This is a genomic window from Micromonospora haikouensis (genome assembly GCF_900091595.1).
Lineage (GTDB): Bacteria > Actinomycetota > Actinomycetes > Mycobacteriales > Micromonosporaceae > Micromonospora > Micromonospora haikouensis.
This window is the reverse complement of record NZ_FMCW01000022.1, coordinates 55,334-82,137: the sequence shown is the minus strand read 5'-3', so window position 1 is coordinate 82,137 and position 26,804 is coordinate 55,334. Positions and strand designations below refer to the sequence as shown.

The following is a 26,804-nucleotide window of genomic DNA, read 5'->3' as shown; positions in this document are numbered from 1 at the left end:
TCATCGTACGCTTCCCTCGCGGCCACGCCGGCGCAGCGACGCCAGGCGGGACGCTCTCGGCAGCTCCAGTGGGGCGATCCGGACCGGGGGCCGGGGCGGTGGCGCGCCCGGGAACCCGTCGTCGCCGTGCTCGTCGTGCCGCGGGCCGCGCCCTCCGGCCGGCACCCGGGCGACCGCCGCCGCCCTGCCCACCCGGACCCCGGCGACCCCCACCGGCTCGGCCCCGGGTCGCGGGGCCGGCACGCGGGGCCGGGGCGCGACCACCTGGCGCGCGGCCAGCGCCGCACCGGCCGCCGCGACCAGCTGGGGATCGGGGGCGACCTGCACCGGGCCCGGCAGGAAAGCGCCGAGCAGCTCGGCGACCAGCGGAACCCGGGTGGCGCCGCCGGCGAGCAGGACGCCGTCGAGGCGCGCCGGCTCCAGCCCGGCACTGTGGACGGCCCGCAGCAGCAGGTCGACGGTCGCCCGTATGGCCGGCCGGATCATCTCCTCGAACTCCGCGCGGCTCACCGGCACCCGCGCCGGCCCGGCCGGCAGGTCCAGCACCACGTCGGCCTGCGGGGCGACGGACAGCTCGTGGGCGGCCCGCTCGCACGCCGACGGCAGCTCCCGCGCCGCGGCGTCGGCCCACTGCCCGTCGAGGGCGGACAGCTCCCGCGCCAGCACGGCCCGGACGTGGTCGGTCAGCTCCGCGACGAACTCCGCCCCGCCGCAGCCGGGAAGGCCCAGCGGCAGGCCGAGGGGCGAGTACGTGCCGTCGTCGTTCCGCCGGACCAGCGTGCCCTCGAAGGTCTCCCCGCCGAGCGCGTACACGGCCGCGAGGTCGCCGGCGAACCCCCGCGCGGCGTGCCCCTCGGCGACCGTCACCGGGCAGGGCAGCAGCGTCACCCCGGGCACCTCGAACTCCCACAGCGCGCGCCGCAGCAGCTCCCGCCGGTGCGGGCCCCAGCCCGCCGGGTGGCTGACCACGACGGCCTCGGCCGGGCCGCCCTCGGTGGCCCGCACCTGCTCCACCACCCAGCCGGCCAGCATCGCCGTCAGGGTCTGCGCCGGGTACGCCTCGCCGCCGAGCACCACGGGCACGTCGTCGCCGACGCGGCGGACGAAGCCGCGCACGGCGCGACCGCCACCGTCGGAGGTGGACGCGCCGACGGTGAGGTCACCGTGGGCGGACAGGCGCAGCACGGAGGGGACGGTGGCCGCCCCGGCGTCCAGCGCGACGGCCTCGGGGTGCGCCCAGTCGATGCCCCGTCGCCGGACGACGCTGGCGGTGGTCGTGGTGTTCCCGATGTCTATTCCCAGGACGTACGGCATCGTCTCTTCCTCACCAGGAGTTGGCCGACCGGCGGCGACGGTGTCGGGACGTGCGGTGCCCCGGCCCGGCAGACCCCGTGGGTTCATACGTTCGTACCAGAGATCGAAGCTGAACCGGGACCCTAACTTCGGGCTGCCGGATTCCCCCCATCCCCCTAACGGACGGCGGGGGTGGGTCCCCGATCCGGCGGGGGCGGTTTCGGGTCGTTCCCCGATGCCCGTCGTCGGCTCCGTCCGTAGCGTCACCGGTCACGGTCGACGTCCGTCGACGCCGGTCACTGTCGACGCCCGGTCGACGCCGGCGACACGTCCGAGGAGAAGCGGCTCATGGAACCGAACCAGACCCTGCACGACTTCGTGCTCAACCTGCTGACCGACCCCGATGCCCGGTCGGCCTTCGACCTGGACCCGGAGGGCGCGTTGCAGGCGGCCGGGCTGCAGGACATCACCGCCGCCGACGTCCAGGACGTGGTGCCGCTGGTGGTCGACTACGCGCCGGTGCAGGGACTCACCTCGCTGGCTCCGGCGGCGCAGTTCGGCCTCGACCCGCTGCCGACCGACGCCACCGACGCGGTGGGCCAGTTGCAGCACGTGGCGCAGCAGATCGGCGTCACCGGTTCCTCGGCCGGGGTGGACGTCAAGGCCGGGGTGCTGGGCACCATCGCCGTGGACCCGGCCACGGTCTCGGCCGGGGTGACCGTGCTGCCGGGGGTCGGGCTGGGCGTCGGGCGCGGCGGCCTGGACACCGACCTGACCGGGGTGGGTGACGTGGCGCACACCCTCGACGACGGGGTGGTGCCGGGCCTCGACGCGACCGTGGACCCGGTGGTCGGGGGCGTCACCGGCGCGGTCGGCGGCCTGCCGGGCGCGCCGGACGCGGGGGGCCTGGACGACTCCGACCTGCTCGACGGGGACCTCGGCGGCGTCCTGCCCGGCGTCCACGGTCAGGTCGGTGGGCTCGTCGACTCGATCGGCGTCGACGACGCCCTGGGTGGCCTGGGCCTGCCCGGCGGCGCGGGTGGCGTGGTGCCGCCGGTCGACGTGCCCGGCGCCGTGTCGGGGGTGACCGACCACGTGGACGACACGGTTTCCGGGACGCTGGGTGGCGTCACGGGCGCGGTCGGTGGCATCACCGGCGGTGTGACGGGCGGCCACGGTGGCGCGCCCGCCGGCACCGACTCCGGCCTGCTCGGGCTGGGCGACGGGCTGTTCTGAGCGGCCTGGGCGGCGGACGGGACCGGGGCACGAGGGGGTGCCCCGGCCCGGTCCATCGTTCATCACCTCTTGATAATTTCTCCGCAATCGGCACACTTGGTCCCGTGATGGCGGGAATCTGGCTGGACGTGCTCGACGAAATCGCCCGGACCTGCACCGCCCACGGGCGTGCCGACCTGCTCCGCACGGTCCACCACAATCGGGTTCAACTGCTCGAGCCGGCGCTGCGCGTGCTGGTCGTCGGCGAACCGGGCCAGGGCAAGAGCCAACTGGTCAACGCTGTCGTCACCGCGCAGGTCTGCCCGGTCGGCGACGGCCGCACCACCGTCCTGCCGACGGTGGTGCGGCACGCCGAGACGGCCTGCGCCGCCGTGGTCCGGCACCCGGTTCAGCGCGAGCGGCCCGCCGGCTCGGACGGGGCCGCCGCCCTGGCCTCCGCCGGGTCCTCCGTCGCGCCCTACGCGGCGGTCCCGGCCGTGTCCCCGGCCGCCGAGCGGACGCCGCTGCCGCTGGACCGGCTCGCCGCCGGGGTCGCCGGGATCATCCCGCGCGGCGCCGGCCCGGCCCACGTCGAGGTGGGCGTCCCCCGGGCGTTGCTCGCCGACGGTCTGGTGCTCGTGGACACCCCGGCCGGCGACGGCACGATCCCCGCGTCCGGCACGCCGGAGGCCGCGCTGCACCGGGCCGACCTCGTGCTGCTGGTCTCCGACTCGACCCGGGAGCTCTCCGTCGCCGAGCTGAACCTGCTGCTGCACCTCACCCGGTCGCACCCGAACGTGGCGGTGGTGCAGACCAAGACCGACCTGGTGCCCGACTGGCGGACGGTCGCCGAGCGCAACCGGCGGCACCTGCACGACGCCGGCGTACCGGCCGCGCTGATCCCGGTCTCGGCGGCGTTGCGGCTGCGGGCGGCCGTCGCCGACGACCACCCGCTCAACGCCGAGTCGGGCTTTCCCGTGCTGATCGCCCGGCTCCGCCGGGACCTCGCCGGCAAGGGCGACGCGCTGGCCCGTACGGCCGTCACCATGCTCGCCCGCACGGTCGTCGAGCAGCTCGCCGCCCCGCTGCGCGCCGAGCTGGACAGCCAGCAGGTCGAGGAGCAGGCCGGGCCGATCTCCCGACTACACGCCGCCCAGCGCGAGGTGGACGAGCTGCGGCGCTGCTCCACCCGCTGGCAGAACACGCTGTCGGACGAGACGACCGACCTGCTCTCCGACATCGAGTACGACCTGCGGGAGCGGACCCGGCAGATCCTGCGCGAGGTCGACACGGCGTTCGACACGGCCGACCCGCTGACCGGCTGGGACGTCTTCGAGGAATGGCTGGAGCGCAGCCTCGCGGCGGCGGCGCGGGAGAACCGCGAGTGGCTGGTCCGCCGCTGCGACTGGACCGCCCGCCGGGTGGCCGCCCACTTCGGTCGGTACGGCCACGACGCGCTGCCGGAGTGGTCGACGGCGGTGCCGGAGGACCCCGCCGAGCGGCTGCCGCACTTCGAGCGGCCGGCGATCGACCGGTTCACCGTCACCCAGAAGGTGCTCAGCGGCATGAAGGGCTCGTACGGCGGGATGCTGATGTGCGGGCTCGCGCTGACCCTGGCGGGGATGCCGATGATCAATCCGGTGTCGGTCGGGTTCGGCGCGCTGCTCGGGGGCAAGGCCATCCGCGACGAGAGCCGGCAGCACCTGCGGCACCGGCAGTCGGCGGCGAAGACGGCGGTCCAGCGGCACGTCGACGAGTTCTTCCTCCGGGTGACGAAGGACTGCCGGGACACGGCGCGCCAGGTGCAGCGGCTGCTGCGTAACCACTTCACCGCACTGACCGAGGAGCTGCAGGAGGACATCGTCCAGTCGCTGCGCAGCGCGAAGCAGGCCGCCGACACCGACGCGGCGGCCCGCGACCGCCGGCAGCGGGAGATCCGGGCGAGGATGGCCCGGCTGGCGCGGCTGCACGAGCAGGCCCAGGGGCTGACAGCCGGGCGCGGCGCCGGCCCGGTGCTGCTGGAGCAGCCGGCATGACGTCCGGGCGGGGGCTGGAGGACGCGGTGTGGGCCCTGCTGCACGAGGCCCTGCACCACTACCGGGACCACCCCTGGGCCGCCGACCGGCTGCGGCACGAGCTGGCCAGGCTGGAGGAGCCGCTGCGGGTCGCCGTCGCCGGCGGCTGGCGGTCCGGGAAGTCGACGCTGCTGAACGCCATCATGGGGGAGCAGGTCGCGCCGGTCGCCGGGGTCGACGGCGAGGACACCTTCACCTGGTACGAGGACGGGCCCGCCCCGGGGGCCACCGCCTGGTCGACCGACGGCGTGCCGCAGGAGCTGGCGGTGACCCGGTCGGCGACCGGCCTGCGGGTCGACGGGCCCGGCTGGCGGCCCGGCGAGCTGCGGGACCTCGTCGTGCGGTGGCCGACCCGGGCCCTGCGCCAGCTCACCCTCATCGACACGCCCGCCGTCGCCGACCCGGACGAGCGGGGGCGCGCCCCGGTGGTCGAGCGGGCCCTGCGCGACGCCGACGCCCTGCTCTACCTGACCCGCGACGGCCGCGACAGCGACCTGCGGGCGCTGGATTCCGAGCGGGACGAGACCGGCGGCGGGCGGATCGACGCGCTGCTGACCGCCCGGCAGCTCGTCCGGCGGCAGCAGCGCGACCCCCGGGTGGCCGCCCGCTGCGTGCACGCGCTCGCGTGCAGCGGCACCGTGGGCCTGGCCGGCCGGACGCTGGGCGAGGCGGACTTCGCCGCGCTGGCGGAGCTGGCCCGGGTGCCGCGCCCGGAGCTGGACGCGCACCTCCTCTCCGCCGACCGGTTCGTCCGGGCCGGGCTGCCCGTGGGCCTCTCCGCCGACGCGCGGGCCGCGCTGCTGGAGCGGCTGGGGCTGTTCGGCGTCCGGCTGGCCACCACGCTGGTCCGCACCGGCTGCGACAGCCGGGTGAAGCTCTCCACCGAGCTGATCCGGCGCAGCGGCCTCACCGAGCTGCGGGAGTCGGTCAACCGCCTCTTCGTCGACCGGCAGGGCACCCTGAAGGCCCGGTCGGCGCTGGTGGCCGTGGAGGGGCTGCTGCGCGCGGAGCCCGGCCCCGCCACCGGCGAACTGCTCGGCGCCGTGGAGCGGATCGTGGCCGGCGCGCACGAGTTCGCGGAGCTGCGCCTGCTCGCGGCGCTGCGCGCGGGCCGGGTCGGGTTCGCCGCCGAGCCGGCCGCCGAAGCACAGCGGCTGGTCGGCGGCGAGGGCACCGCGCCGGCGGCCCGGCTCGGGGCGGAGCACGACGCGACCGCGCGGCAGCTGTGGGAGCTGGCCGTCGACGCGCAGTGGCGGTGGCGGGAGCGCGCGGAGGATCCGACCCTACGGCTGGTGCAGCGGCGCGGGGCGGAGGTCGTCGCCCGCAGCTGCGAGGGGCTGATCGTCGAGCTGGCCGGGCCGCCCCGCCGGTCCACCCCGGCGTAGCCGTCCGGCCGGCCCGCCCCCGCCGAGCCGGCGCAGCCAGGCCACGGGGCGTACCCGCTCCAGCGGCAGGAAGCTGGCCATGGCCACCAGGTGCGGGGCGAACGAGATGGTGATCGTCGCCATGGTGACCAGGTGGAACGAGTAGAAGAAGCCGACCGTGGCCAGCCGGGCGCGGGCCGGCAGCACGAAGACCACCGGGCTGAGCAGCTCGAAGGCGAGGATGCCGACCTGCGCCACGAGCAGCAGGTGTGGCACGCCGGCGATCAGGTCGGCCAGGTCGGTGCCGCGCCGGATGATCGCCTTGGCGAGCACCGAGCCGGTGGCCCAGTCGAGGCCACCGAACCGGAACTTCGCGAAGGCGGCGAGGAAATAGGTGCAGATCACCGCGATCTGGGTGACCCGCAGCGCCCAGCCGCCCGCCTCGGTGCGGGTCGGGTCGGCGTGCCGGGCCCGGCCGGCGGTGGGCAGCGCGGCGAGCGCGACGAGCAGGCCGAACCGGTCGTGGTCGACCTTGCCGTAGCTCATCGCGATGATCATCCACTCCAGGTAGAGCGCGAAGACCGACCAGCCGAGCAGGCGGTGGGCCCGGCCTGTCGCGGCGAGCAGGGCGAGGGCCAGCAGCACCCAGAAGATCACGCCGACCAGCGCCGGGGTGGGGGTCGGCAGCGGGAGCACCCGCCCGACGAGCAGCGGCTGGTAGAGGTCGCCGGGGACGCTCGCGCGGGCGCGTACCCAGGGGGTGAAGAACACCAGGTCGGCGGCGACGAAGAGGTAGATCAGGGTGCGGAAGGCGGCCACCCGGCCCCGGGGGACCGCCTCGGTCAGCCAGCGGGTCACCCGTCCGCCCGCCAGCTGACCACGGTCTCGTCGGTCCAGCGCCCGGTCGGCCGGGCGTCGGCGATGCCGTACCAACGGATCACGATGCGCACCTCGACCAGCGCGGCGGCGTCGGGGTGGCGTTCGGCGTACGCGTCGGCGACCCGGCGCAGCCGGGCGGGGTCCTCGACGTACCGGCTCTGCTGGCCCTCGATCTCGGCCCGGCGGATGCCGGTGGCGTCCTGGCCCAGGTCGACCACGGCGCCGGTGCGGTCGACGCCCTCGACGCGGGTGTCGGGGGCGGCGGCGTCCGGCGGGTCGGACGTGGAATACATCCGGAACGGCCCGAACGGGAAGTCGTCGTCGCTGCCCCAGACGGTGCCGGCCAGTAACACGACGAGGCCGAGCGCGGTGGCGGCCAGTCGGGCCCCCCGGCCCCGGCGGGTCATCGTTTCCATCGGTTTCCGACGGTACGGGATGAAGGGCGCCCTTCGGGTCCCTCCGTCGGGTGGCGTGCCCCAACCGTACCGGTGACGCGGGGCCGGTGCCGCCCGCCGAAGGGCCGGTGACGCGGCGGCGGCCGGGCCCCGGGTGGGGTCCGGCCGCCGGCTGCGCGGGCTCGGTGGTGCCCGGCGCTCAGTGCTTGTGCTCGGCCAGCTGCTTGCGGACGTCGTCCATGTCGAGGCCCTGGACCTGCTCGATGAGGTTCTCCAGAGCCGACTCGGGCAGCGCCCCCGGCTGGGCGAAGACGATCACGCCGTCCCGGATCGCCATGATCGTCGGGATCGAGCGGATGTCGAACTTCGCGCCGAGCTCCTGCTGGGCCTCGGTGTCGACCTTGCCGAAGACGATGTCGGGGTGCTTGTCGGAGGAGCGCTCGTAGACCGGGGCGAACCGCTTGCACGGGCCGCACCACTCCGCCCAGAAGTCGACGAGGACGATGCCGTCGCCGCCCGCCACCTCGTCGAAGTTCGCCGTGGTCAGCTCAACGGTTGCCATGTGGACTCTCCGATCACCGCGGAATCACGTACGCCTCCTGGAACCAGGACGGGACCCGGCGCATTCCCGGGCGTCCGCCCCCGAAACCCGGCGGGGCCGGGGACGGGGTGTCAGCGTATCGATTCATATCTGTTGCCGGCAGCCTTGCCGGGTGCACTTGCATGACGCATTTGCGTGACGGGACGTGATGGGAGCGTTTCCACAGGTTGGGGCCCCGATTGCTGATCAACTTCGATGATCTGATGCCTGACTAGCGGCGATTCGACCTGCGGTGATCGCTCCCACACTTCATGATCGTTACTCCTCGTATTGTTACGAAACGATAAATGTGACGCCGGTCTCTGTTGATCGGGCCTCGTCGTGCGGCAGAATCTTCCCCATCAGAGCGTGGGCGGCGGGTGCCGGGGAGGGCCCCGCCGCTCATTGCGTCTCCGCCCGGGAGCGCGGCCGGTGTGACATTTCCTCGCCCGGCTGCGGCCCGCGGCCCCGCCTTAACCGTCGATAAGGCATGCTGGCCCGAACTCCGTCGCCCGCCCGTGGAGGGGACCCCGATGCAGTTCGGCCGCTACTACGAGGAGTTCGAGGTCGGCGCGGTCTACCGGCACTGGCCGGGCAAGACCGTCACCGAGTACGACGACCACCTCTTCTGCCTGCTCACCATGAACCACCACCCCCTGCACCTCGACGCGCACTACGCCGAGTCGGCGAGCCAGTTCGGCCGCAACGTGGTGGTCGGCAACTACGTCTACTCCCTGCTGCTCGGCCTGTCCGTGCCCGACGTCAGCGGCAAGGCCATCGCGAACCTGGAGGTCGAGTCGCTGCGGCACGTCGCCCCGACCTTCCACGGCGACACCATCTACGGAGAGACCACCGTCCTGGACAAGCGCGAGTCCTCCTCGAAGCCCGACCGGGGCGTGGTGTCGGTGGAGACCCGCGGCTACAAGCAGGACGGCACCATGGTCTGCGTCTTCCGCCGCCGGGTGATGGTCCCCAAGCGGGCGTACGCGGCCGCGACCGTGCCCGAGGGCGTCGACCCGGAGCGGCCGAGCTTCCCCGAGCCGCGCTGACCCCACCCGGGCGCCGGCGGGCCCGCGCCGCGCGGTTGCGGCGAAGGGGCCCGACGCGCCGTACGGGGTCATATGCTGGCGCCGGAGGTCCCCATGAGCCACTCCGTCGCCGGAGAGCCGCCCTCTGCCGGCCGCCGCGCCGCACCGCTGACCACCGCCGCCTACTCCGCCGCCGAGTGGGACCTGCTCACCGGCCTGCCCGGCCGGGTGCTCGTGGCCGCCGCCGCACCCGACCCCGGCGGCCCGTCCCGGGGCGTCGCCGCCGGGCTGGCCGGCCTCGACGCCGTGGCCGCCGGGCGTGCCTCCGACAGCGACCTGGTCCGCGCCATGGTCGCCGCCATCTACGCCCGGCACGACGGGGCGACCGCACCCGAGGACCGGCTCACCGACCTGGTCGACCTGCTGGCCGCCTGCCGCGCCACGGTCCGGCTGCTGCGTCGGCGGGCCGACCCCGCCGACTCGGCCGCGTACCGGCAGTGGGTGCAGTCGGTGGCGGCCCGCGTCCGGCGGGCCACCCCCGGGGCCCCGGCGGGCGGGGGCGTGACGCCGGCCGACCGGCGGTTCCTCGACCGGCTCGGCGGGGCCCTCGGCCTCGGCTGACCCCGCCCGACCCGGCCGGGTGGCCCGGCGCACCCGACGCTGCGGGGCGACCGGGGGGTCCGTACCCTCTGGAGACCGTGACCGGTGATCAGCTTGAGGTCGGCGTGGGCCCGTGGGCCGGCGACCCCCCGGCCGACCCGCGCTACGACCCGGAGTTGCTCGCCGAGGGCGACCGGCGCAACGTCGTGGACCGGTACCGGTACTGGCGGCGGGAGGCCGTGGTGGCCGACCTCGACCGGCGTCGGCACGACTTCCACGTGGCGATCGAGAACTGGCAGCACGACCTCAACATCGGCACCGTGGTCCGCAACGCCAACGCCTTCCTGGCGGCCGAGGTGCACATCGTGGGGCGGCGGCGGTGGAACCGGCGGGGCGCCATGGTGACCGACCGGTACCAGCACGTCCGGCACCACGAGACGATCGAGGAGTTCGCCGCCTGGGCCGGGGACCGGGACCTGCCGGTGGTGGGCATCGACAACCTGCCCGGCTCCCGGCCGCTGGAGACGACGAGCCTGCCGCGCCGCTGCGCGCTGCTGTTCGGCCAGGAGGGACCGGGGCTGTCCGAGGCCGCCCGGTCGGCCTGCGACCAGCTCTTCTCCATCGCCCAGTACGGCTCGACCCGGTCGATCAACGCCGGGGTGGCCAGCGGCATCGCCATGCACGCCTGGATCCGCGCCCACGCCGGGCCGCCGCCCGCCTGACCTCCGTCCCGCCGCCCCGCCGCGCCCTGCCCGCCCGCGCGTCGGTCGGTCGTGTGCCGCGTGCGTCGGTCGGTCGGTCGTGCGCCGTGCGCCGTGCGCGTCGGTCGGTCGTCCCGCCGGGTCGGCGACATGGCGGTGTCCAGGGCTCCCGGACCGCCCGATGCCGGCGACATGGCGGGGCCCGTTCCCTTCCGGACCGGGCAGGCCGGCGGGGCGACGCGCCGGGGGATTCGGCCGCTCCACTTGACTGGGCGGCGAGCCGGGGTGACGGTGGAAACGTGAGTGTCGCGGTGAGTTGCCCCAGGTGTGGTGGATCCGTCCGGGAGCCGGACCTGATGCACACGGAGTGGCGGTGCGCGCGCTGCGGTCCCGTGCCGCCGCTGCACGTGCCGGAGCACATCGGCGCGGAGATCGTGGCCAGCGTCGTGGGCCGGGTCGCCGCCGCCGGGCCACCCGACGGCCCCGCCACGCCGGTCTGGTGCCCGTGGCCCATGCCGCCCGGCTGGACCCTCACCGGCGTGGCGTACGCCGGGGACGAGCGCGCCGGGGTGCGCGCCACCGTCGTGGCCTTCGCCGGGCCCGAGCCGCTCGGCGGCGGCCCGGCCGACCTGGTGTTCGTGGCCGAGGAGCCGGGCGTCGGGCTGGGCACTCGGTTCGCCGGCATGGCCGGCCCCGACCCGGGCCCGCAACTCGCCGAGGCGCTGGACGATCCCGGCCCCGGGCATCCGGGGCATGTCGGGCAGGCCAGGATCCGTGTCGCCGGCCACCCGACTCCACTGTGGCTCGTGAATTCTCCGACGGATCGAAGCGCGTACGCCGGCGAGGCTCGGGGATTGTGGCTTCATGCGATAGCCTGGCCGGCGAGTGCGGGGCATCTGCTCGCCGAGGACGTGGAGCTGCACGACCTCACAGAGTGGACGCCGTCCGAGCTCGTGTACGGCGCTCCGTCTCCGTACCTGCACGGGAAGGCCTGACTAGCCGAGAGGCTTGGCAAGTCTCCCGTTCTGTCGGAGAACGGACGCAGAGATTCACTGTACGACACCTTACTGATACTCTGGGTGCCGCTGCGGTAAATGGACCCGGCGCCGCGCGAGAGGATGGCCCGCCATGGTCAAGAAGGTCCTCACCTGGGCCGGTATCGCATTCTTGATCTTCTTTGTTGCGTACCGGCCGAACTCCGCCGCAGACGTCTTCAAGTCGATCGGCGGCGGCATCATGGACATCGCCCAGGGGTTCGGCGACTTCTTCACCAGCCTCATCGCCTAACCGCCGATGGGCAGCCCCTCCGGTCCGCCGTTCGACCCCGACGACCCCGACCGGGAGCGCCGGGACCGAGACACGGAGCCGATCCCCCGGGTCAGGCCCGACGACGTTCCGGGCTCAGGCCCGGGGCAGGGCTTCTCCGACGGTCCGCCCTTCTCCGACGACGCCGGCTACGGCGACGGTCCCTTCGGCGGCCAGGCGCGCTCCGGGCGGGCCTGGGTCCGCGATCCGGAGGCCGACTACCAGCCGCCGCAGATCTCCGAAGAGGAGCTCGCCGGGCTGCGGGTCGACGCCTCCGGCATGCCGCTTGGCCCCCGACGGGTCCTGCCGCTGGAGGACGAGCCCAGCTCGCTGGTGGCGCGCTACCTCTTCCCCACCGAGCGCTACCGGGGCGAGTGGAAGCGGCACTGGATCCACCTGACCACGCCGATCCTGGTGGGCATCGGGGCGACCTTCGTCCTCGGCTACCTCTCCGGCTTCCTCGCCGGGCGGGACGTGGGCGCGCTGACCACCATCGCGGTGCTGCTCTGGTTCGCCGTGATGGGCTGGGTGGCCTGGAAGGTCGCCGACTGGTGGTACGACCGGTTCATCCTGACCAACAAGCGGGTCATGGTGGTCAACGGCATCGTCACCCGCAAGGTGGCGATGATGCCGCTCGCCCGGGTCACCGACATGAAATACGAGCAGAGCCCCACCGGCCGCGCCCTCAACTACGGCACGTTCGTGCTGGAGTCCGCCGGCCAGGACCAGGCGCTCCGCGAGATCAAGAACCTGCCCAACCCGAACGAGCTCTACCTGCGCGTCGTCGAGGAGATGTACGAGCCGCAGGCAGTCGAGGCCCGACTGGGCAAGGAGGCGGACGAGGCCAAGGCCGACGACGGGGCGTGAAACTTTCCGTCCGAACATCGGAGGAAGCCCGCACCTTTCGCCGTCGCCCGGTCCGCCCCCGGCATGACAACCTGCCATGCAGGCACGGGGGTGCGGGAGGTGAGCGGTGGCCGCGAAAGACCCGCTGGAGGAGGAGTTCCGCGAGTTCGTCGCGGCCCGCTCCGGGGCGCTGCTGCGCACCGCATACCTGCTGACCGGCGACTGGGCCACGGCCGAGGACCTGCTCCAGACCGCGCTGACCAAGACCTACCTCGCCTGCAAGCGGCTCGGCGGCATCGAGGCGATCGAGCCGTACGCGCGCCGCGTCATGGTCAACACGTCGACGAGCTGGTGGCGGCGGCGCTGGCACGGTGAGCGGCCGACCGAAGTGCTGCCCGAACGCGCCGGGGTCGACGAGATCGAGCAGCAGCTCGACCGGGACGTGCTGTGGCGGCAGCTCAGGGCGCTGCCCAGCCGGCAGCGTGCGGTGCTGGTGCTGCGCTTCTACGAGGACATGTCGGAGGCGCAGACCGCCGCGCTGCTGGAGATCTCGCCGGGCACCGTGAAGAGCCAGACCTCCCGGGCGCTGGCCACCCTGCGCCGACGGCTGGGCGCACAGGCCGCCCTCGACCTGACCGACGCCGCGCCGCAGCCGCAGCCCGACGGGCGGGCGGGCAGCCGTCCCGCCCCCCGGACGCGGCCCGCGGAGGCCGCCCGCCTCCGGCCCGCCAGACAGGCCGAACCCGCCGCCGCCCGTCCCGCCCCGGCGACCCCGCCCCGTCCCGCTCCGACGGTGCCCACCGCGCCGCGCCCGGCCCGGGCGGGGGTGCCCGCCGCGCCCACCACGAGCGGAGCCGGCCCTCGTCCCGCCCCGGCCGGCGGCGCGCCGCTCCCGGTGCCCGTCGAGCCCGTCGGTGCCCCGGTGCCGGCCGAGGCCGTCGGCGCGGAGCGGAGGTGAGCGGGGTGGCCGGTCCCGGTGACAACCGGACGCCCGTTCCCGCGCGTCCAACAGTCGTGACGGCGGACGAGCTGGAGCGCGCGCTCCGGGAGACCCTCTCCCGGCAGGCCGCCGCGCCGCTGCCGTGCACCGTGGACCCGGCCGGCCTGGCCATCCGGCGGGCCACCCGGACACGCCGCCGCCGGGTCGTCACCGGCACCGCCCTGGCCGGGGTGGCCACGGTGCTGGTCAGCGCCGGCGTGGTGCGGCTCAGCCCCCAGGCAACCCAGCCCACCCCGCCGACCGTGGTGCTCGGCGACCCGCGCGGCTCCTCCTGGACGGTCCCGGAACCGGTGCCGAGCCCGTCGGGCGGATCACCCCGAGCGGCCCTCGGGCCGGCCGGCGGCGCGGTCGACCTGGTCGTCGACGGCACCCTCTACACCGCCGGGAACACGAACATCCCCCTCGGGGTGGCCGACGCCGACCGGGCGCAGCGCGTACCGGACAAGGGGGGTTGGCTGGTGGTGGGCGCGCCCACCGTCGCCGGCCGGGCCCTGCTGTCCGTGCACGCCGACGGCAGCACCAGGGTGCTGCTCGCCGGCGCGGAGGCGATCGCCGTCGCCCCCGACGGCGGCCAGGTCGCCTGGCGCGACGGCGACCGGCTCTCCATCGCCGGGATCGTCGGCGACAAGCTCGTCGCGGTCGCCGGCACGACGGCGCCCGGCGCGGCCGTGCCGGTCGGCTTCGCCGGCAACTCCGTCCTGGTGCGCCGCGATCCGGCCCGACCCGGGTACGCGCTCTGGCATCCGGCCGCGGGCGGGCTCCCCACCGCCGGCTGGCGCGACGTCCTCGCCGTCCACGGGGCGCTGCCGGACGGCCGGCTCGTCGGCCTCGTCTCCGCCGGCACGCCCCGACGCCCCTGCCTGGCGCTGCTCGACCCCAACCGGGCGCTGGCGACCATCCGCTCGGCCTGCGGGCCGACCCTCAGCTCTGACGGGCTGGGCGGGGTCTCCGCCGACGGCCGCTGGCTGCTGCTGAACGGCCGCACCGGCTCGTCCGACGCCACCGGGGCGCTCCTGGTCGACCTCGCCACCCTCGGCGGCACGTTGGTCGCCCGTCCCGCCGGCCCGACGCTGGCCGGCGCGGTGTGCTGGACGCCGGCCGGCATCGCCTGGTATGCCGACGCCCGGGGCGGGCTGGTGCCGGTGCGGCCCGACCGCGTGGTCGCCGGAGAGCGGGCCGCCGCCAGCCCGTTGACCGGCGTCGAGCCGGCCGGCCGGCCGGTGGTCGTCACCGACCCGGCACCCTGACCGGCCGGCGGCACCGACCCGGCACCCAGGCAGGCCGGCGGCGTCGACCCGGCACCCTGGCAGGCCGGCGGCACCGATAGCGTCGGGCGATGACCCCGCCCCCGGTGCCGGCCGCCACCCGGATCGACCTGCACGCCCACTCGACGGCCAGCGACGGCACCCTCACGCCGGCCGAGCTGGTCCGGGCGGCCGGCGAGGCCGGCCTGGACGTCGTGGCGATCACCGACCACGACACCACCGCCGGGTGGGCGCCCGCCGTGGCCGCGTTGCCGCCCGGCCTCACCCTGGTCCGGGGCGCGGAGATCTCCTGCCGCTGGCACGGTGCCGACCCGCCGGTGGCGCTGCACCTGCTCGCGTACCTCTTCGACCCGGCGGAGCCGGAGCTGGGCGCGGAGCTGGCCCGGGTGCGGGCCGCCCGCGAGGTGCGCGGGGAACGCATCGTGGCGCTGCTGCGCGCCGACGGCGTCGAGCTGAGCTGGCCGGAGATCCTGGCCGGGGCGGGCGGCGGGACGGTGGGTCGCCCGCACATCGCCCAGGCTCTCATCCGCGCCGGGCTGGTGGCCACCACCACCGAGGCGTTCGGGCCGGAGTGGCTGGGCGAGCGGTACCGGCTGCCCAAGGACGACATCGAGGTGTTCCGGGCGGTCCGGCTGGTGCGGGCCGCGGGCGGCGTGCCCGTGTTCGCCCACCCGAGGGCGAGCCGGCGCGGCCGGATCGTGCCCGACGAGCTGATCGTCGAGCTGGCGGCGGCCGGGCTCGCCGGCCTGGAGGCCGACCACGAGGACCATTCCCCGGCCGAGCGGGCGCACGTGCGGGCGCTCGCCGCCGAGCTGGGCCTGTTCGTCACCGGCTCGTCGGACTTCCACGGCACGCACAAGACCGTCCGGCTCGGCGCGTTCACCACCTCGCCCGAGGCGTACGGGCGGATCGTGGCCGAGGCCACCGGCGTGACCCCCGTCGCTTCGGCCTGATCCGCCTCCACCTGCGCGGCTACCCTCTCCGGGTGGATCTGAAGCTCTTCGGTGAGGTCTTCGTGACCCTGCTGGTCATCGTCGACCCGCCGGGCATGATGCCGATCTTCCTCGCGCTCACCGGCCCCCTGGCCGCCCGGGACCGCAACCGGGCCGCCTGGCAGGCGGTTGCCCTGGCGCTCGGGGTGATCGTGGTCTTCGCCGTGGCCGGGCAGACCCTCCTCGCGTACCTGCACGTCGACCTGCCGGCGCTGCAGGCGGCCGGCGGGCTGCTGCTGATCCTCGTCGCGCTGGAACTGCTGACCGGCAAGGCCGACGACCCCACCCAGCAGGCCACCTCGAACATCGCCCTGGTGCCGCTGGGCACCCCGCTGCTGGCCGGGCCGGGCGCGATCGTGGCGACCATGCTCTTCGTCCAGCAGGCCGACCGGGCGCTCGACTACGGCGCCATCGCCGCGGCCATCGTGGCGGTGATGCTCACCGTCTGGGTGGTGCTGCGCTTCTCCGGCGGGATCGTCAAGATCCTGCGCCCGGGCGGGATCGAGGTGCTCACCCGCATCGCCGGCCTGCTGCTCGCCGCGATCGCGGTGCAGCTCATCGCCGACGCCATCGCGGCCTTCGTCACCCAGTACACGAGCGCGACCTGACCCGGGACGCGGGCGTGGCGTGAGCCGGGGCGGCGGGCGGGCCCGATCCGTGCCCGCGCCCGGCCGGAGCCGGTGCCCGGTCGTGACTGATCCGGCGGTGCGACCCGCCGGGCGGGTCGGAGCGGCTGTCGTAGCCGGGTGGCAGGATCGCGGGGTGCGACCAGCCTCCTCATCCGGCCGCCCCGCCGGTCGACCCGCCGCCGGGGCGGGCCGGACCCCGCGCCCCCGCGCCGGCCAGCCCGCCCAGTCCCGCCCGGCCGCCCAGCCCGAGCAGCTCGGCTTCGACGGCATGCCGGAGCGGCTGTTCGTCTGCACCCCCAGCAAGCTCGGCGCGTACGCGGACTGCCCCCGCCGCTACCGCTACTCGTACGTGGACCGGCCCGCGCCGCCGAAGGGCCCGCCGTGGGCCCACAACTCGCTGGGCGCGAGCGTGCACAACGCCCTGAAGAACTGGTATGCCCTGCCCGCCGACCGCCGCCGCCCGGAGGCGCTCGCCGGGCTGCTGCGGGGCACCTGGGTGCGCGACGGGTTCCGCGACGACGAGCAGGAGCGCGACGCGTACCGGCGGGCGTTGGCCTGGCTGGAGTCCTACGCCGAGACGCTGGACCCGCAGGCCGACCCGGTCGGCGTCGAGCGGGTGGTGGCGGTCAGGACGGCGGTGCTGGCGTTCAACGGGCGCGCCGACCGGATCGACCTCCGCCCCGGCGCGAGCGGGCCGGAGCTGGTCATCGTCGACTACAAGACCGGCCGCACGGGGCTCGACGCCGACGACGCGCGCGGCTCGCAGGCGCTGGCCCTCTACGCGTACGCCGCCGAGCGGGTGTTCCGTCGGCCGTGCCGCCGGGTCGAGCTGCACCACCTGCCCACCGGCACGATCGCCGCCCACGAGCACACCGTCGAGTCGCTGGCCCGGCAGGTCACCCGCGCCGAGGAGACGGCGCGGGACATCCTGGCCGCCGAGCGGGCCGTCGCCGACGGGTCCGACCCGGATGACGCCTTCCCGGCCGAGCCGGGGCCGCGCTGCGGCTGGTGCGACTACCGCCGCACCTGCCCGGCGGGCGCGCAGACGCCGGGGAAGGACCCCTGGGCGGCCATGGACCGCCGGGACTGACCCCGGCCTGGCCCGGGCCCGCCGGCCCAGCCCGGCCCGATCGGCCTCGGGCGCGCGGGGCGGGCGCGGGGCGGGCGTGTCATGTCGCCGACATGGCGGTATCCGAGCGGCGGGATGCCGCCATGTCGGCGACATGACGTCGAGCCCTCGGCCCCGGGCAGGCCCGCGGCCGAGCGGGCCCGCCCGCCCGAGGCCGGCCCCGGGCCTGCCCCGCCCGGTCAGCGCGGAGTCAGGCGGGGCGGCCCGTTCCTTCGCCGCCTGCTGCAACGGCCCCTCCCGCCAGCGCTGCGGCAGGGCCGTCAGCGCCAGCCGCAGGGCGCGGACGGTCAGGTCGGCCGACAGTTCGGTGGTCGGCAGCCCCAGGCCGCCGTACAGCCGGCGGGCCCAGGGCGGCAGCAGCGCGAACGCGGTGCCGGCGACGCCGAAGTACGCCAGCCGGTCCGGCCCGAGGTTCATCCCGACCCGGGCCGGAAGGTTGAGCTTCCACGGCAGGGACGGGGCGGTGAGGAAGACGGCCGTCTCCGCCGCCTCCCGGGTCATCAGCAGCGCCGGCCGGATCTGCCGGTAGTAGTCCGCGACCTCGGCCGCCGTGCCGGGCACGTCCGCCGGGTCCAGCCCGACCAGGGCCGCCGCCCGGCGCTGCTCGGTGTAGTAGCCGTCGACCTCCGCGTCGGTCAGCGGCAGCCCGGCCCGGCGGGCGGTGCTCAGGAACGACTCGACCTCGGTGACGTGCACCCAGCGCAGCAGCTCCGGCTCGTCGATCCGGAACTCCTCCCTGGTGTCCGGGTCGGTGGCCCGCATCCGGCCGTGCAGCCGCCGCAGCCGGGCCCCGGCGGCCTCGGCCTCGGCCGTGGTGCCGTAGACGGTGGTGGCGACGTAGGTGGCCGTCCGGACCAGCCGGCCTCACACGTCGGTGCGGTAGTTGCTGTTCTGGGCCACCCCGGCCATGGCCCGGGGGTGCAGCGCCTGAAGGTAGAGCGAGCGCAGGCCGGCGACGATCAGGATCGGCTCCTCGTGCACCTTCCACGTGACCGATCCCGGACCGAACAGGCCGAGGTCATCGGAGTCCACCCGACCAAGGGTGCCACGCCCGGGCCGCGTGCCCGGTCGGGGCGGGACGGCGGTGTCAGTCGTCGGCGCTGCGGCGGGCCTGGCAGGTCGGGCAGAGCCCCCAGAAGGTGACCTCCGCCTCGTCCACCTCGAAGCCGTGGGCGGTGTCCGGGTCGAGGCAGGGCTTCTCGCCGACCGCGCAGTCGATGTCGGCGATCTCGCCGCAGCCCCGGCAGACCACGTGGTGGTGGTTGTCGCCGGCCCGCGCCTCGTACCGGGCGGGACTGCCGGCCGGCTCGATCCGGCGGGACAGCCCGGCGCGGGACAGCGCGCCGAGGACGTCGTACACGGCCTGGGTGGAGACGGAGTCGAGGCGTTCCCGCACCCGCCGGGTGATCTCGTCGACCTCCAGGTGACCGCCGGCGGAGAGGACGTCCAGCACGGCGAGGCGCGGCCGGGTGACCCGCAGGCCCCTCGACCGCAGCAGTTCCTCGCCACCGGACATGAGGTCAATGACAGCATGGGGTGCACCGGGCGACAAGCGAGCTCCTGACCTGGGTGGTCCGGGCCACAGCCGCCGGGGCGGCGTACGCTGACGCCGCGGGGATCACGTCACGGCCGGAGGTGTCGGTGTTCAGGGAGATCAACGGGCTGCCAAGCCACATCCTGGTGATCCACGCGGCGGTGGTGTTCGTGCCGCTGCTCGCGTTGCTGGCCAGCGCGTACGGGCTGGTGCCGAGGTGGCGTCCCCGGCTGGGCTGGGCGGTGGCCGGCCTCGCGGTGCTGACCCCGATCGTCACCTGGGTGTCGACCGAGACGGGCGAGGCACTGGAGGAAGCGTTCGAGGAGAAGGGCTTCGACCAGGCCCTGCTCGCGCAGATCCACGAGCATTCGGAGTACGCCGAGACGCTGCTCTGGTTCACCGTGGGGCTCGCCGTGGCCGCCATCGCCCTGCTGCTGGTGACCCGCAACGACGACCGGGTCTCCCGGCTGCCGTCCTGGGCACCCCTGCTGCTGACGGTCGTGGTGGTCGTGCTGGGCGTGGCCTCGCTGGTCTACGTCTTCCTCACCGGGGACTCCGGCGCCGAGGCGGCCTGGGGCCGGGTGCTCTGAGCCGACGCGGCCCGGGCCGGACGGCGCAGGTCAGCCAGCCCGGGCCGCGCGGCCAGCGGACGCCCGGAAGCGGTCAGCGGACGCGCGGAAGGGCCAGCGGAACGCCCACGAGCGGTCAGCGGACCACGCGAACGGTCAGCGGACGCCCGGGAGCGCAGTCAGCGGAACGCCCGGGAGCAGAGCAGGCAGAGCAGGGCCAGCAGCACCACGCCGGCGACCGCGCCGACGCCCCAGGTGACGTGCTGGGCCTGCTGCTCGACCGCGTCCAGCCCGGCCATGTCCTGCGGCGGCAGCTGGCGGGGCGGCGCGGCCCGCACGTGCAGCGGGGGACGCCATCCGGGTGGCGGCGGCGTGGTGGGCGGCGGCCCGCCGTAGCCGGTGGGCGGGTCGACGCCGGCCGGGCCGGGCCCCGGTGGGCGCGGCGGGTCGTCGGTCGCGCCGCCGTCGGCCGGGTCAGGCGGGCGACGCCAGTAGTCGTCCTCGGGGCGGTCACCGCTGGGCGTGGTCACGCCGACCGACGCTACCAACCGTCCGGCCGGGTGGCCGGTCGGACGCGGGCCGGAACCCGGGTAGTCTTGCCGCTCGTGAGCATCGACCCGGGGGCGCAGGCGCGCGGCGACGACGATCGCGCCGTCGACCTGAGTGAGGACTTCGTGGTGCTGCCCGAGCAGACGGCCGACGACACGGACCGGGGCTGGGGCGAGACGTCCGGCGGCAACGACGACTGGCTGCTCGCCGAGCGCCCCCCGCACTGGAGCTGAGCGCCGCCGAGGCCCCGCACCGGAGGTGACGGCGGCCCACCCCCCGCACCGGAGTTGACGGCCGGCCCCCCGCGCCGGAGCCTGCGGCCGGCTCCCCGGGCCGGCTGTGCCCGACGGGTCGCCCGGCAGGGGCGTCATCCCCGCACCACGATCGCGAAGCGGCTGCCCTCCGGGAGCCCGACGGCGCGGTGCGCCTGCTCGGGCCGCAGCGCCAGGTAGAGCGCCGAGGAGCCGTCGGTCGCGCCGGCCCCGACCACATCGAGCACCAGCGCCCGGGGTGCCAGCAGGTCGGCGTCGCCGGCCTGTCGACCGGCCGGTACGGCGAGCAGGTCGACCCGGGCCCCGGGGCGGACGACCGCGAGCGCGGCCGGCTCGGCCAGCCGGATCGGCACCCCCACCGCCCCGTCGGGCAGCGGCAGGGCGGCCGGCGACGCGGCCGGGTCGGAAGCCGCCTCGGCGGGCGGTGGCGCGGCGGGGCCGGGGGAGCGGTCGCCGGTCGGCGGCGGGCAGCCGGACGGGGTGTGCAGGACCGCCGCGGCGAGCCCGAGAAGGGCAGCGACCAGCGCGGCGCGCAGCAGCGTCGCCCGCCCCGGCAGCCGGGGCCGGCGCAGCGGCCGCAGTGATCCCGTGTCCGCCCCGGCGTTCCCCATCCGGCCCTCCCGCCCGCCCCCGGCACCGGTGCGGTGCCGGGAGCAGCAGGTTAGGCCGCGCGGGGGCCGTCCCGCCCGGCCCGGGCCGGGACCTGTGGACAACGAGGCGGCCTGTGGACAACCCCCACCCGGGCCGATGATCTGCTATGGCACGGGCACGGCGTGAATCTTGGAAGATTCCGGCCCCCGGAGGGGCCCGTTTCTTCCAAGATCTCCTATGTCCGGAGCCGTTGCCGTCAGGAGGCGCTGGAGGCGGGGGCCTTGGCCGTGCCGCCCGACGAGGACGAGCCCGATGACCCCGACGAACCGGAGGCCCCCGAGGAGCCCGACGAGCCCGAGGACCCGGACGAGCCCGACGACGCCGAGGAGCCGGCGGACGAGCCGCCCGACGTGCCCGACGAGCCGGAGTCGCCGCCGGAGGACGACTCCGAGGCGGCCGGCTTGCCCGAGCCGTTCTTGGCCGCGTCCGAGCCGGAGCGGGAGTCGGTGCGGTAGAAGCCCGAGCCCTTGAAGACGATGCCGACGGAGTTGAACACCTTGCGCAGCCGCCCCGCACACGCCGGGCACTCGGTCAGCGGCTCGTCAGAGAAGGACTGCACCGCCTCGAGCTGCTGGCCGCACTCGGTGCAGGCGTACTGGTACGTGGGCACGGTCTCCTCCGGATCTGGCACAGCCGGTTGGCACTCGACTCATTCGAGTGCCAATGGTGCGTCATCGGACCCGGGTTCGTCCAGCGGAAGTGCCCGGACCGACACGGAGTCGCCCGTCAGCGTACGCAGCCCGCCGGAAGGGCTCACCACCGCGCGGACGGGCCGGTCGTGCGGCTCGGCGGGCAGCCGCGCGACCAGCTCGCCGTCGTGCAGCAGGGCCACCGTCAGGGCGTCCGTGCCGACGCGGGCCAGCGCCCGGTCGTAGCTGCCGCCGCCGCGCCCCAGCCGCCGCCCGCGCCGGTCCACCGCCAGGGCGGGCACCACCACCAGCCGCGCGTCGGCGACCGCCGCCCGGCCGAGCCGGGGCCCCGTCGGCTCCCGCAGGCCGCGTCCGGCCGCGACGAGGCAGCCCGGCCCGGTGTACGCCGCCCAGTCCAGGTCGAGGTCGTCCCGGAGCACCGGCAGCAGCAGCTCGCCGCCCGGCGGCAGCGCCGCGCGCAGCGCCTCCGGCAGCTCCGGCCCGCCCGGCTCCGAGCCGACGGGGACGTACGCGGTGACCCGGGCGGGGCGCAGCCGGCGTACCAGATCGGTCAGGGCGGCCCGGACGCGCGCCGCGGCCGCCGCCCGCGTCGGGGCGGGCAGCGCGCGGCGGCGGGCGAGCAGCTCCACCCGCGCCTGCCGCTTCGCCTCGTGGGTCACTTCCGCTTCATCAGAAAAATCCGGCACGCAACACTCCTGACGCAACGTTTGTCTCGCGGTCGCACTGTGTCAGCATCGCTACATCGGGCGCGGAACTTCCGGGGGGAGCGTTGACGCTACGCGGGCGGTTGACGGCGGCCTTCCTTACGGTGGTGCTCGGCCCGGTCCTGCTCGGGGCGTTCTTCGTCGGCCTGACCATGACGACCGTCGACCGCAACCGGGCGGCCGAGCGGCTCGGCCTGGCCGCCGCGACCGTGCGTACCTCGGTCGACGCCCTCTGCCAGCAGCTTCGCGCGGCGGCCGACGCGGTCGCCCTGGCCCCCGACGCGGCCGGGCGGGCGGGCACGGCCGGGCAGGTGGTCGGCCGGGGCCTCGCCGCCGCCGTGCTCGTCATCGACGTGGCCGGCGTCCCGACCTACGCCACCCCCGGCGCCCCGGCCGCGCCCTGGCGGGACTGCGGTGCCGCCGACCCGGCCGCCGGGCCGGTCGCGGCGCTCGCCGCCCGGGTGGCGCTGCGCGACCGGGCCGGCGGCGACCTGGGCGCGGTCGTCACCGCCCAGCCGGTCGACCCGGGCCTCGTCGCGCGGCTCGCGGCGGTCACCGGCGTCGCGGTCACCCTCCTCGACGGCGCGCCCGGCTCCGTCGGGGTCGCGCACACCACCGAGGCCCCGGCCGTACGCGACGGGGTGCTCGCCGCCGCGCGCCGGGCCGCCGGCGACCGGGTCGCCGCCACCGGCGATGGCCGGTACGTCCGCCGCGTCCTCCCCGCGCCGGGCCAGCCGCTGCCGCTGGTGCTCTCCGTCCCCAGCGAGCAGCCCCCCGACCTGTACGCGGCGCTGGTCGGCGCGGTGCTGCTGGCCGGGCTGCTGGCGGTGGCCGCCGCCTGGCGGCTGGCCCGGGTCACCACCCGCCCGCTCGTGGAGCTGGCCGGCGCGGCGGACCGGGTGGCCCACGGCGACCTCGCCACCCGGGTGCCGGTGCGCAGCCGCGACGAGCTGGGCCGGCTGGCCGGCGCGTTCAACCGGATGACCCGGGAGACCGGCATCTACGTGCAGGCGCTCACCAGCAGCCGGGACCAGCTGCGCGGCCACCTCGCCGTGCTCGGCGACACCCTGGCCAGCACCCACGACCTGCAACGGATCCTGCGGGTCATCCTGCACAGCGCGATCGCGGCCACCGGGGCGCGGGCCGGTGCGGTGCTGCTGGTCGACGGCGGCGTCCTGGTCGGCCGGTGCGCCGAGGGGCTCGACGGGCGCTGGTCGCCCGACGCCGGTGCGGAGGCGGAGGCCGTCGGCGCGGCCGGCCTGCGGGTGCCCGTCGGCGCGGGGATCGTCGGCGCGGTGGCGGCGACCGGCCAGCCGCGCCGGGGACGGGCCGACCCGGTGGCGGAGGCCGCCGGGGAGCCGCGCTGCGAGACGTACGTCGCGGTGCCCTTCGCCGCCCCCGGCGGCCCGGCCGACCCGGGCATCCGGTCCGGCGTGGACCCGGGCACGCCCGGCGGCCAGGCGGCGGCGCTCGGCGTGCTGGTCCTCTACGACCGGCTCGGCGGGGACGAGTTCGACGACGCCGACCTGGAGACCCTGCGGACCTTCGCCGGGCACGCGGCGGTGGCGGTCGACAACGTGCGGCTGCACGAGGAGGCCCAGCGGTTGTCGCTGACCGACCCGCTCACCGGGTTGTGGAACTACCGCTACCTGCGCGAGTCGATCCGCCGGGAGGTGGAGCGGGCCAGCCGGTTCGGCCGGATGCTGAGCGTCCTCGCCCTGGACCTGGACCGGTTCAAGGAGGTCAACGACACCTGGGGGCACGCCGCCGGGGACGCCGTGCTCGTCGAGTTCGCCCGCCGGGTGCGGGGCGAGATCCGCGAGGTGGACCTGGCCTTCCGCCAGGGAGGGGAGGAGTTCGTGGTGCTGCTGCCGGAAACCGACGCGCGGGGCGCGGCGATCGTCGCCGAACGGCTCGGCGCGGCGACCCGGGACACCCCCGTTCCGGTGGACTCGGGCGGCGGGGCGCGGATCCGGGTGACCGTCTCCGTCGGCATCGCCGTCTACCCGGACCATGCCTCCACCGGCGAGCAGGTCCTCGACGCGGCCGACGACGCCCTGTACGCGGCGAAGGCGGCGGGCCGGGACACCTGGCGGCTGGCCGAGGCGCGGCCCTGGCCGCCGGTGGAGGAACTGGCCGTGCCGGCCGGTTCGGTCAGCCCGGCCGACGGCCTGCCCCGGGCCGGCGGCGCGTCTTCCGGTCCTCACCCGTCGCAACACGGCCTTGGCCGATAGTCTCGCGACATGTCGGAGCACTCAGCGAACCCCTCAGCGGCCACCGCAACCGGTCGTTCCCGCGCGGTCAAGGCCGTCATCCCGGCCGCCGGCCTGGCCACCCGGTTCCTGCCGGCCACCAAGGCGGTGCCCAAGGAGCTGCTGCCGGTCGTCGACCGGCCGGTCCTGCAGTACATCGTCGAGGAGGCCACCCAGGCGGGCATCGGCGACGTGCTGCTGATCACCGGGCGCGGCAAGACATCGATGGTGGACCACTTCGACCGCCGGCCCGACCTGGAGGCCCGGCTGGAGTCCAAGGGCGACGCCGAGCGGCTGGCCGCGGTGCGCCGCCCCAGCGAGCTGGCCGAGATCTACACGTGCCGGCAGCCGGAGCAGCTCGGCCTCGGCCACGCCGTCGGCTATGCCGAGTCGCACGTCGGCGACCAGCCCTTCGCGGTGCTGCTCGGCGACGAGTTCGTCAAGCCGTCCGAGCCGCTGCTGCCGGCGATGCTGGAGCTGCAGGCCCGCACCGGCGGCATCGTGCTGGCCTTCTTCGAGGTCGACCCGGCCGAGACCAAGCGGTACGGCATCGCCTCCGTCGAGCCGGCCGAGCCGGAGCTGACCGACATCGGCGAGGTCGTGAAGGTCACCGGCATGGTCGAGAAGCCCAAGCCGGAGGAGGCCCCCAGCAACCTCGCCGTCCTCGGCCGGTACGTGCTGCCGGGGCGGATCTTCGACGCGATCCGGCGCACCGAGCCGGGCAGCGGCGGCGAGATCCAGCTCACCGACGCGATGGAGCTGCTGCGCACCGAGGGCGTCCCGGTGCACGCGATCGTCTACCGGGGCACCCGCTACGACACGGGGATGCCGCTGGGCTACCTCCAGACGGTGGTGCAGCTCGCCTGCGAGCGCGAGGACCTCGGCGCGGAGTTCCGCAAGTGGCTCGCCGAGTTCGTCAACAACGGCGACGAGACCGTCACCGAGGCGATCCTCAACGGCATGCGCGACTCGTCGGGCGGTCCTAATACATGACCGCGACGGCCGACGCCGAGGCGGCCGCGAACGAGTTGACGCCGCTCGCCGACTACCTGGGCAGCGTGCTGCGCAGGTTACGCGCGCTGCCTCCGCTCGACCTCGACCTCACCCAGGCGTACGGCAACGTCCTCGCCGAGGACGTCGTCGCGCCGCACTCCTACCCGGCCTTCGACCAGGCGGCCGTCGACGGGTACGCGGCGCGCTGGGACGACCTCTCCGGCGCGGGCCGGGCGGCGGGCGGATACGCCGGCCGCTCCGGCCCGTCCGGGTCCCGCACCGTGCGGCTCAACGTGGTCGGCGACCTCGGCGCGGCGAGCTGGCGGCCGGTGCGGCTCACCCCGGGGGCCTGCTTCTCGGTGGCCGCCGGCGCCCCGCTGCCGATCGCCGCCGACGTGGTGGTGCCGGTGGAGTGGACCGACCAGGGCATGGCCGCCGTGGAGATCTTCCGCACCCCCAAGCGGGGGTACGGGGTGCGCCGCGCCGGTGAGGAACTGCCGGCCGGCACGCTGCTCGCCCGCGCCGGCACGTACGTCTCCCCGGCCCTGGTGGCCGTCTTCGCCGCCACCGGCATCGGGCACGTGGTGGTGCGGCCCAGCCCCCGGGTGGTCATCGTGGCCACCGGCGACGAGCTGGTCGACGTGGGCCGGGGCAGCCAGCCCGGCCAGGTGGTGGACGCCAACTCGCACGCCCTGACCGCCGCCGCCGCCGAGGTGGGCGCGCTGGCGTACCGGGTGGGAATCTGCGACGACGACCCGGAAGGGCTGCGCGGGCTGCTGGAGGACCAGACCCTGCGGGCCGACCTGATCATCACCACCGGCGGCACCGGCACCGGGCCGGGCGACATGGTGCGCCGCATCCTGTCCCGCCGGGAGGGCGGCCGGGCCGGGCCGGTCACCTTCACCGAGGTGGCCCTCTATCCCGGCACCGCTCTCGGGTTCGGTACGGTCGGCGCCGAGGAGGTGCCGGTGGTCTGTCTTCCTGGTGAACCCGGCGCGGCGCTGATCGGCTTCGAGGTGCTGGCCCGGCCCGCCATCAACCTGTTGGCCGGGGCCGAGCCCGTGTTCCGGCCGAGCGTGCGCGCGCACCTGCTGGAGACCATCACCTCGCCCGGCGGGCTGCGCGAGTTCCGCCCCGCGCACGTCGCCGAGCGGCGTGGCGGCGGCTACACCGTCCAGCCGCTGCCGGGCGGGAAGTTCACCCTGTCCGGCCTGGCCGAGGCCAACGGGCTGATGGTGCTCGGCGAGCGGGTCACCACGGCCGCCGCCGGCTCCACCGTGGACGTCCTCCTGCTGGACCGGCGCCGGTGAGCGCGAGGAGTGAGCTTGCGAGCC

At 75.9% G+C, this 26,804-nt stretch carries 28 protein-coding genes and 1 pseudogene; 19 read left to right on the top strand and 10 right to left on the bottom strand.

The genetic code is table 11. From position 1 onward, the window contains the following. Entirely contained in the window at positions 1 to 1,314 is a 1,314-nt protein-coding gene (locus GA0070558_RS22010; protein WP_176734308.1) for an Hsp70 family protein, read from the bottom strand. Between the two features lie 327 nt (positions 1,315 to 1,641). On the opposite strand from GA0070558_RS22010, the gene GA0070558_RS22005 reads away from it, so the two are divergent. The 3 genes from GA0070558_RS22005 to GA0070558_RS21995 all read left to right on the top strand — a co-directional run bounded on the left by GA0070558_RS22005 (position 1,642) and on the right by GA0070558_RS21995 (position 5,968). Beyond that, positions 1,642 to 2,529, top strand: a complete 888-nt coding sequence (locus GA0070558_RS22005) for an IniB N-terminal domain-containing protein (protein WP_091283202.1) — start codon at positions 1,642 to 1,644, stop codon at positions 2,527 to 2,529. Between the two features lie 107 nt (positions 2,530 to 2,636). Beyond that, positions 2,637 to 4,544, top strand: coding sequence for a dynamin family protein (locus GA0070558_RS22000; RefSeq protein ID WP_091283200.1), 1,908 nt, complete (start codon positions 2,637 to 2,639; stop codon positions 4,542 to 4,544). Continuing rightward, positions 4,541 to 5,968, top strand: a complete 1,428-nt coding sequence (locus GA0070558_RS21995; protein ID WP_091283198.1) for a hypothetical protein — start codon at positions 4,541 to 4,543, stop codon at positions 5,966 to 5,968. Before GA0070558_RS22000 ends, GA0070558_RS21995 begins: the two co-directional genes overlap by 4 nt. Here GA0070558_RS21995 and GA0070558_RS21990 read toward each other — a convergent pair. The 3 genes from GA0070558_RS21990 to trxA all read right to left on the bottom strand — a co-directional run bounded on the left by GA0070558_RS21990 (position 5,867) and on the right by trxA (position 7,783). Continuing rightward, on the bottom strand, positions 5,867 to 6,805 hold the full coding sequence (locus GA0070558_RS21990) for an HTTM domain-containing protein (protein WP_256092064.1): 939 nt from the start codon (positions 6,803 to 6,805) through the stop codon (positions 5,867 to 5,869). The genes GA0070558_RS21995 and GA0070558_RS21990 overlap by 102 nt on opposite strands. Further along, on the bottom strand, positions 6,802 to 7,242 hold the full coding sequence (locus GA0070558_RS21985) for a hypothetical protein (protein WP_091283196.1): 441 nt from the start codon (positions 7,240 to 7,242) through the stop codon (positions 6,802 to 6,804). Before GA0070558_RS21985 ends, GA0070558_RS21990 begins: the two co-directional genes overlap by 4 nt. Before the next feature lie 178 nt (positions 7,243 to 7,420). Continuing rightward, positions 7,421 to 7,783, bottom strand: coding sequence for a thioredoxin (trxA, locus tag GA0070558_RS21980; protein ID WP_091283194.1), 363 nt, complete (start codon positions 7,781 to 7,783; stop codon positions 7,421 to 7,423). Between the two features lie 551 nt (positions 7,784 to 8,334). Here trxA and GA0070558_RS21975 point away from each other — a divergent pair. The 11 genes from GA0070558_RS21975 to GA0070558_RS21930 all read left to right on the top strand — a co-directional run bounded on the left by GA0070558_RS21975 (position 8,335) and on the right by GA0070558_RS21930 (position 17,257). Continuing rightward, complete coding sequence (locus tag GA0070558_RS21975) at positions 8,335 to 8,850, top strand: MaoC family dehydratase (RefSeq protein WP_091283315.1); 516 nt, start codon at positions 8,335 to 8,337, stop codon at positions 8,848 to 8,850. Between the two features lie 72 nt (positions 8,851 to 8,922). Further along, on the top strand, positions 8,923 to 9,450 hold the full coding sequence (locus GA0070558_RS21970; RefSeq protein ID WP_176734307.1) for a hypothetical protein: 528 nt from the start codon (positions 8,923 to 8,925) through the stop codon (positions 9,448 to 9,450). A 77-nt stretch (positions 9,451 to 9,527) separates the two neighbouring features. After that, positions 9,528 to 10,151, top strand: a complete 624-nt coding sequence (locus GA0070558_RS21965) for a TrmH family RNA methyltransferase (protein ID WP_091283193.1) — start codon at positions 9,528 to 9,530, stop codon at positions 10,149 to 10,151. A gap of 278 nt (positions 10,152 to 10,429) precedes the next feature. Further along, on the top strand, positions 10,430 to 11,125 hold the full coding sequence (locus GA0070558_RS21960) for a DUF6758 family protein (RefSeq protein WP_308102618.1): 696 nt from the start codon (positions 10,430 to 10,432) through the stop codon (positions 11,123 to 11,125). A gap of 133 nt (positions 11,126 to 11,258) precedes the next feature. Next, the gene (locus tag GA0070558_RS33490) at positions 11,259 to 11,417 is read left to right on the top strand and encodes a hypothetical protein (protein WP_165878125.1); all 159 of its coding nucleotides are present in this window, start codon (positions 11,259 to 11,261) and stop codon (positions 11,415 to 11,417) included. A gap of 6 nt (positions 11,418 to 11,423) precedes the next feature. Next, entirely contained in the window at positions 11,424 to 12,302 is an 879-nt protein-coding gene (locus GA0070558_RS21955; protein ID WP_077936015.1) for a PH domain-containing protein, read from the top strand. Between the two features lie 106 nt (positions 12,303 to 12,408). After that, positions 12,409 to 13,239 carry a SigE family RNA polymerase sigma factor gene (locus GA0070558_RS34515; protein WP_256092063.1) on the top strand — a complete coding sequence of 277 codons (831 nt, stop codon included), beginning with the start codon at positions 12,409 to 12,411 and terminating at the stop codon, positions 13,237 to 13,239. A gap of 56 nt (positions 13,240 to 13,295) precedes the next feature. After that, complete coding sequence (locus GA0070558_RS21945) at positions 13,296 to 14,528, top strand: hypothetical protein (protein WP_176734306.1); 1,233 nt, start codon at positions 13,296 to 13,298, stop codon at positions 14,526 to 14,528. An 89-nt stretch (positions 14,529 to 14,617) separates the two neighbouring features. After that, on the top strand, positions 14,618 to 15,499 hold the full coding sequence (locus tag GA0070558_RS21940) for a PHP domain-containing protein (protein WP_091283188.1): 882 nt from the start codon (positions 14,618 to 14,620) through the stop codon (positions 15,497 to 15,499). 32 nt (positions 15,500 to 15,531) lie between these two features. After that, positions 15,532 to 16,146, top strand: a complete 615-nt coding sequence (locus tag GA0070558_RS21935; RefSeq protein ID WP_043961761.1) for a MarC family protein — start codon at positions 15,532 to 15,534, stop codon at positions 16,144 to 16,146. Between the two features lie 289 nt (positions 16,147 to 16,435). Beyond that, positions 16,436 to 17,257: a RecB family exonuclease gene (locus tag GA0070558_RS21930; RefSeq protein WP_091283311.1), complete on the top strand. Its 822-nt coding sequence runs from the start codon at positions 16,436 to 16,438 to the stop codon at positions 17,255 to 17,257. 237 nt (positions 17,258 to 17,494) lie between these two features. On the opposite strand, the pseudogene GA0070558_RS21925 reads toward GA0070558_RS21930, so the two are convergent. Both GA0070558_RS21925 and GA0070558_RS21920 read right to left on the bottom strand, forming a co-directional pair. Then, positions 17,495 to 18,328: pseudogene (locus GA0070558_RS21925) on the bottom strand (oxygenase MpaB family protein); the annotation flags it as partial. Between the two features lie 55 nt (positions 18,329 to 18,383). After that, on the bottom strand, positions 18,384 to 18,812 hold the full coding sequence (locus tag GA0070558_RS21920) for a Fur family transcriptional regulator (RefSeq protein WP_091283186.1): 429 nt from the start codon (positions 18,810 to 18,812) through the stop codon (positions 18,384 to 18,386). Positions 18,813 to 18,937: 125 nt separating this feature from the next. Between GA0070558_RS21920 and GA0070558_RS21915 the strand changes: the two genes are divergently transcribed. Beyond that, positions 18,938 to 19,420: a DUF2231 domain-containing protein gene (locus GA0070558_RS21915; protein WP_043963920.1), complete on the top strand. Its 483-nt coding sequence runs from the start codon at positions 18,938 to 18,940 to the stop codon at positions 19,418 to 19,420. 158 nt (positions 19,421 to 19,578) lie between these two features. On the opposite strand, the gene GA0070558_RS21910 is transcribed toward GA0070558_RS21915, so the two are convergent. Further along, a complete protein-coding gene (locus GA0070558_RS21910) occupies positions 19,579 to 19,929 on the bottom strand; it encodes a hypothetical protein (protein WP_077938263.1) in 351 nt (116 codons plus the stop codon). 66 nt (positions 19,930 to 19,995) lie between these two features. Here GA0070558_RS21910 and GA0070558_RS33485 point away from each other — a divergent pair, with 66 nt between their 5' ends. After that, the gene (locus GA0070558_RS33485; RefSeq protein ID WP_074477079.1) at positions 19,996 to 20,181 is read left to right on the top strand and encodes a hypothetical protein; all 186 of its coding nucleotides are present in this window, start codon (positions 19,996 to 19,998) and stop codon (positions 20,179 to 20,181) included. Between the two features lie 134 nt (positions 20,182 to 20,315). On the opposite strand, the gene GA0070558_RS21905 is transcribed toward GA0070558_RS33485, so the two are convergent. From GA0070558_RS21905 to GA0070558_RS21895, 3 genes are all read right to left on the bottom strand, one after another. Next, positions 20,316 to 20,831, bottom strand: a complete 516-nt coding sequence (locus GA0070558_RS21905) for a flagellar biosynthesis protein FlgA (protein ID WP_091283184.1) — start codon at positions 20,829 to 20,831, stop codon at positions 20,316 to 20,318. Positions 20,832 to 21,067: 236 nt separating this feature from the next. Beyond that, positions 21,068 to 21,502 carry an FmdB family zinc ribbon protein gene (locus GA0070558_RS21900; RefSeq protein ID WP_256092062.1) on the bottom strand — a complete coding sequence of 145 codons (435 nt, stop codon included), beginning with the start codon at positions 21,500 to 21,502 and terminating at the stop codon, positions 21,068 to 21,070. 18 nt (positions 21,503 to 21,520) lie between these two features. Then, positions 21,521 to 22,207: a 5-formyltetrahydrofolate cyclo-ligase gene (locus tag GA0070558_RS21895; protein WP_077936020.1), complete on the bottom strand. Its 687-nt coding sequence runs from the start codon at positions 22,205 to 22,207 to the stop codon at positions 21,521 to 21,523. Positions 22,208 to 22,290: 83 nt separating this feature from the next. Here GA0070558_RS21895 and GA0070558_RS21890 point away from each other — a divergent pair, with 83 nt between their 5' ends. From GA0070558_RS21890 to GA0070558_RS21880, 3 genes are read left to right on the top strand one after another with little or no spacing between them, the layout of a single operon-like run. After that, complete coding sequence (locus GA0070558_RS21890) at positions 22,291 to 24,459, top strand: GGDEF domain-containing protein (protein ID WP_176734304.1); 2,169 nt, start codon at positions 22,291 to 22,293, stop codon at positions 24,457 to 24,459. 9 nt (positions 24,460 to 24,468) lie between these two features. After that, positions 24,469 to 25,470, top strand: coding sequence for a UTP--glucose-1-phosphate uridylyltransferase (locus GA0070558_RS21885; protein WP_091283177.1), 1,002 nt, complete (start codon positions 24,469 to 24,471; stop codon positions 25,468 to 25,470). After that, a complete protein-coding gene (locus GA0070558_RS21880; protein ID WP_043961769.1) occupies positions 25,467 to 26,780 on the top strand; it encodes a molybdopterin molybdotransferase MoeA in 1,314 nt (437 codons plus the stop codon). Before GA0070558_RS21885 ends, GA0070558_RS21880 begins: the two co-directional genes overlap by 4 nt. Positions 26,781 to 26,804 lie beyond the last annotated feature (24 nt).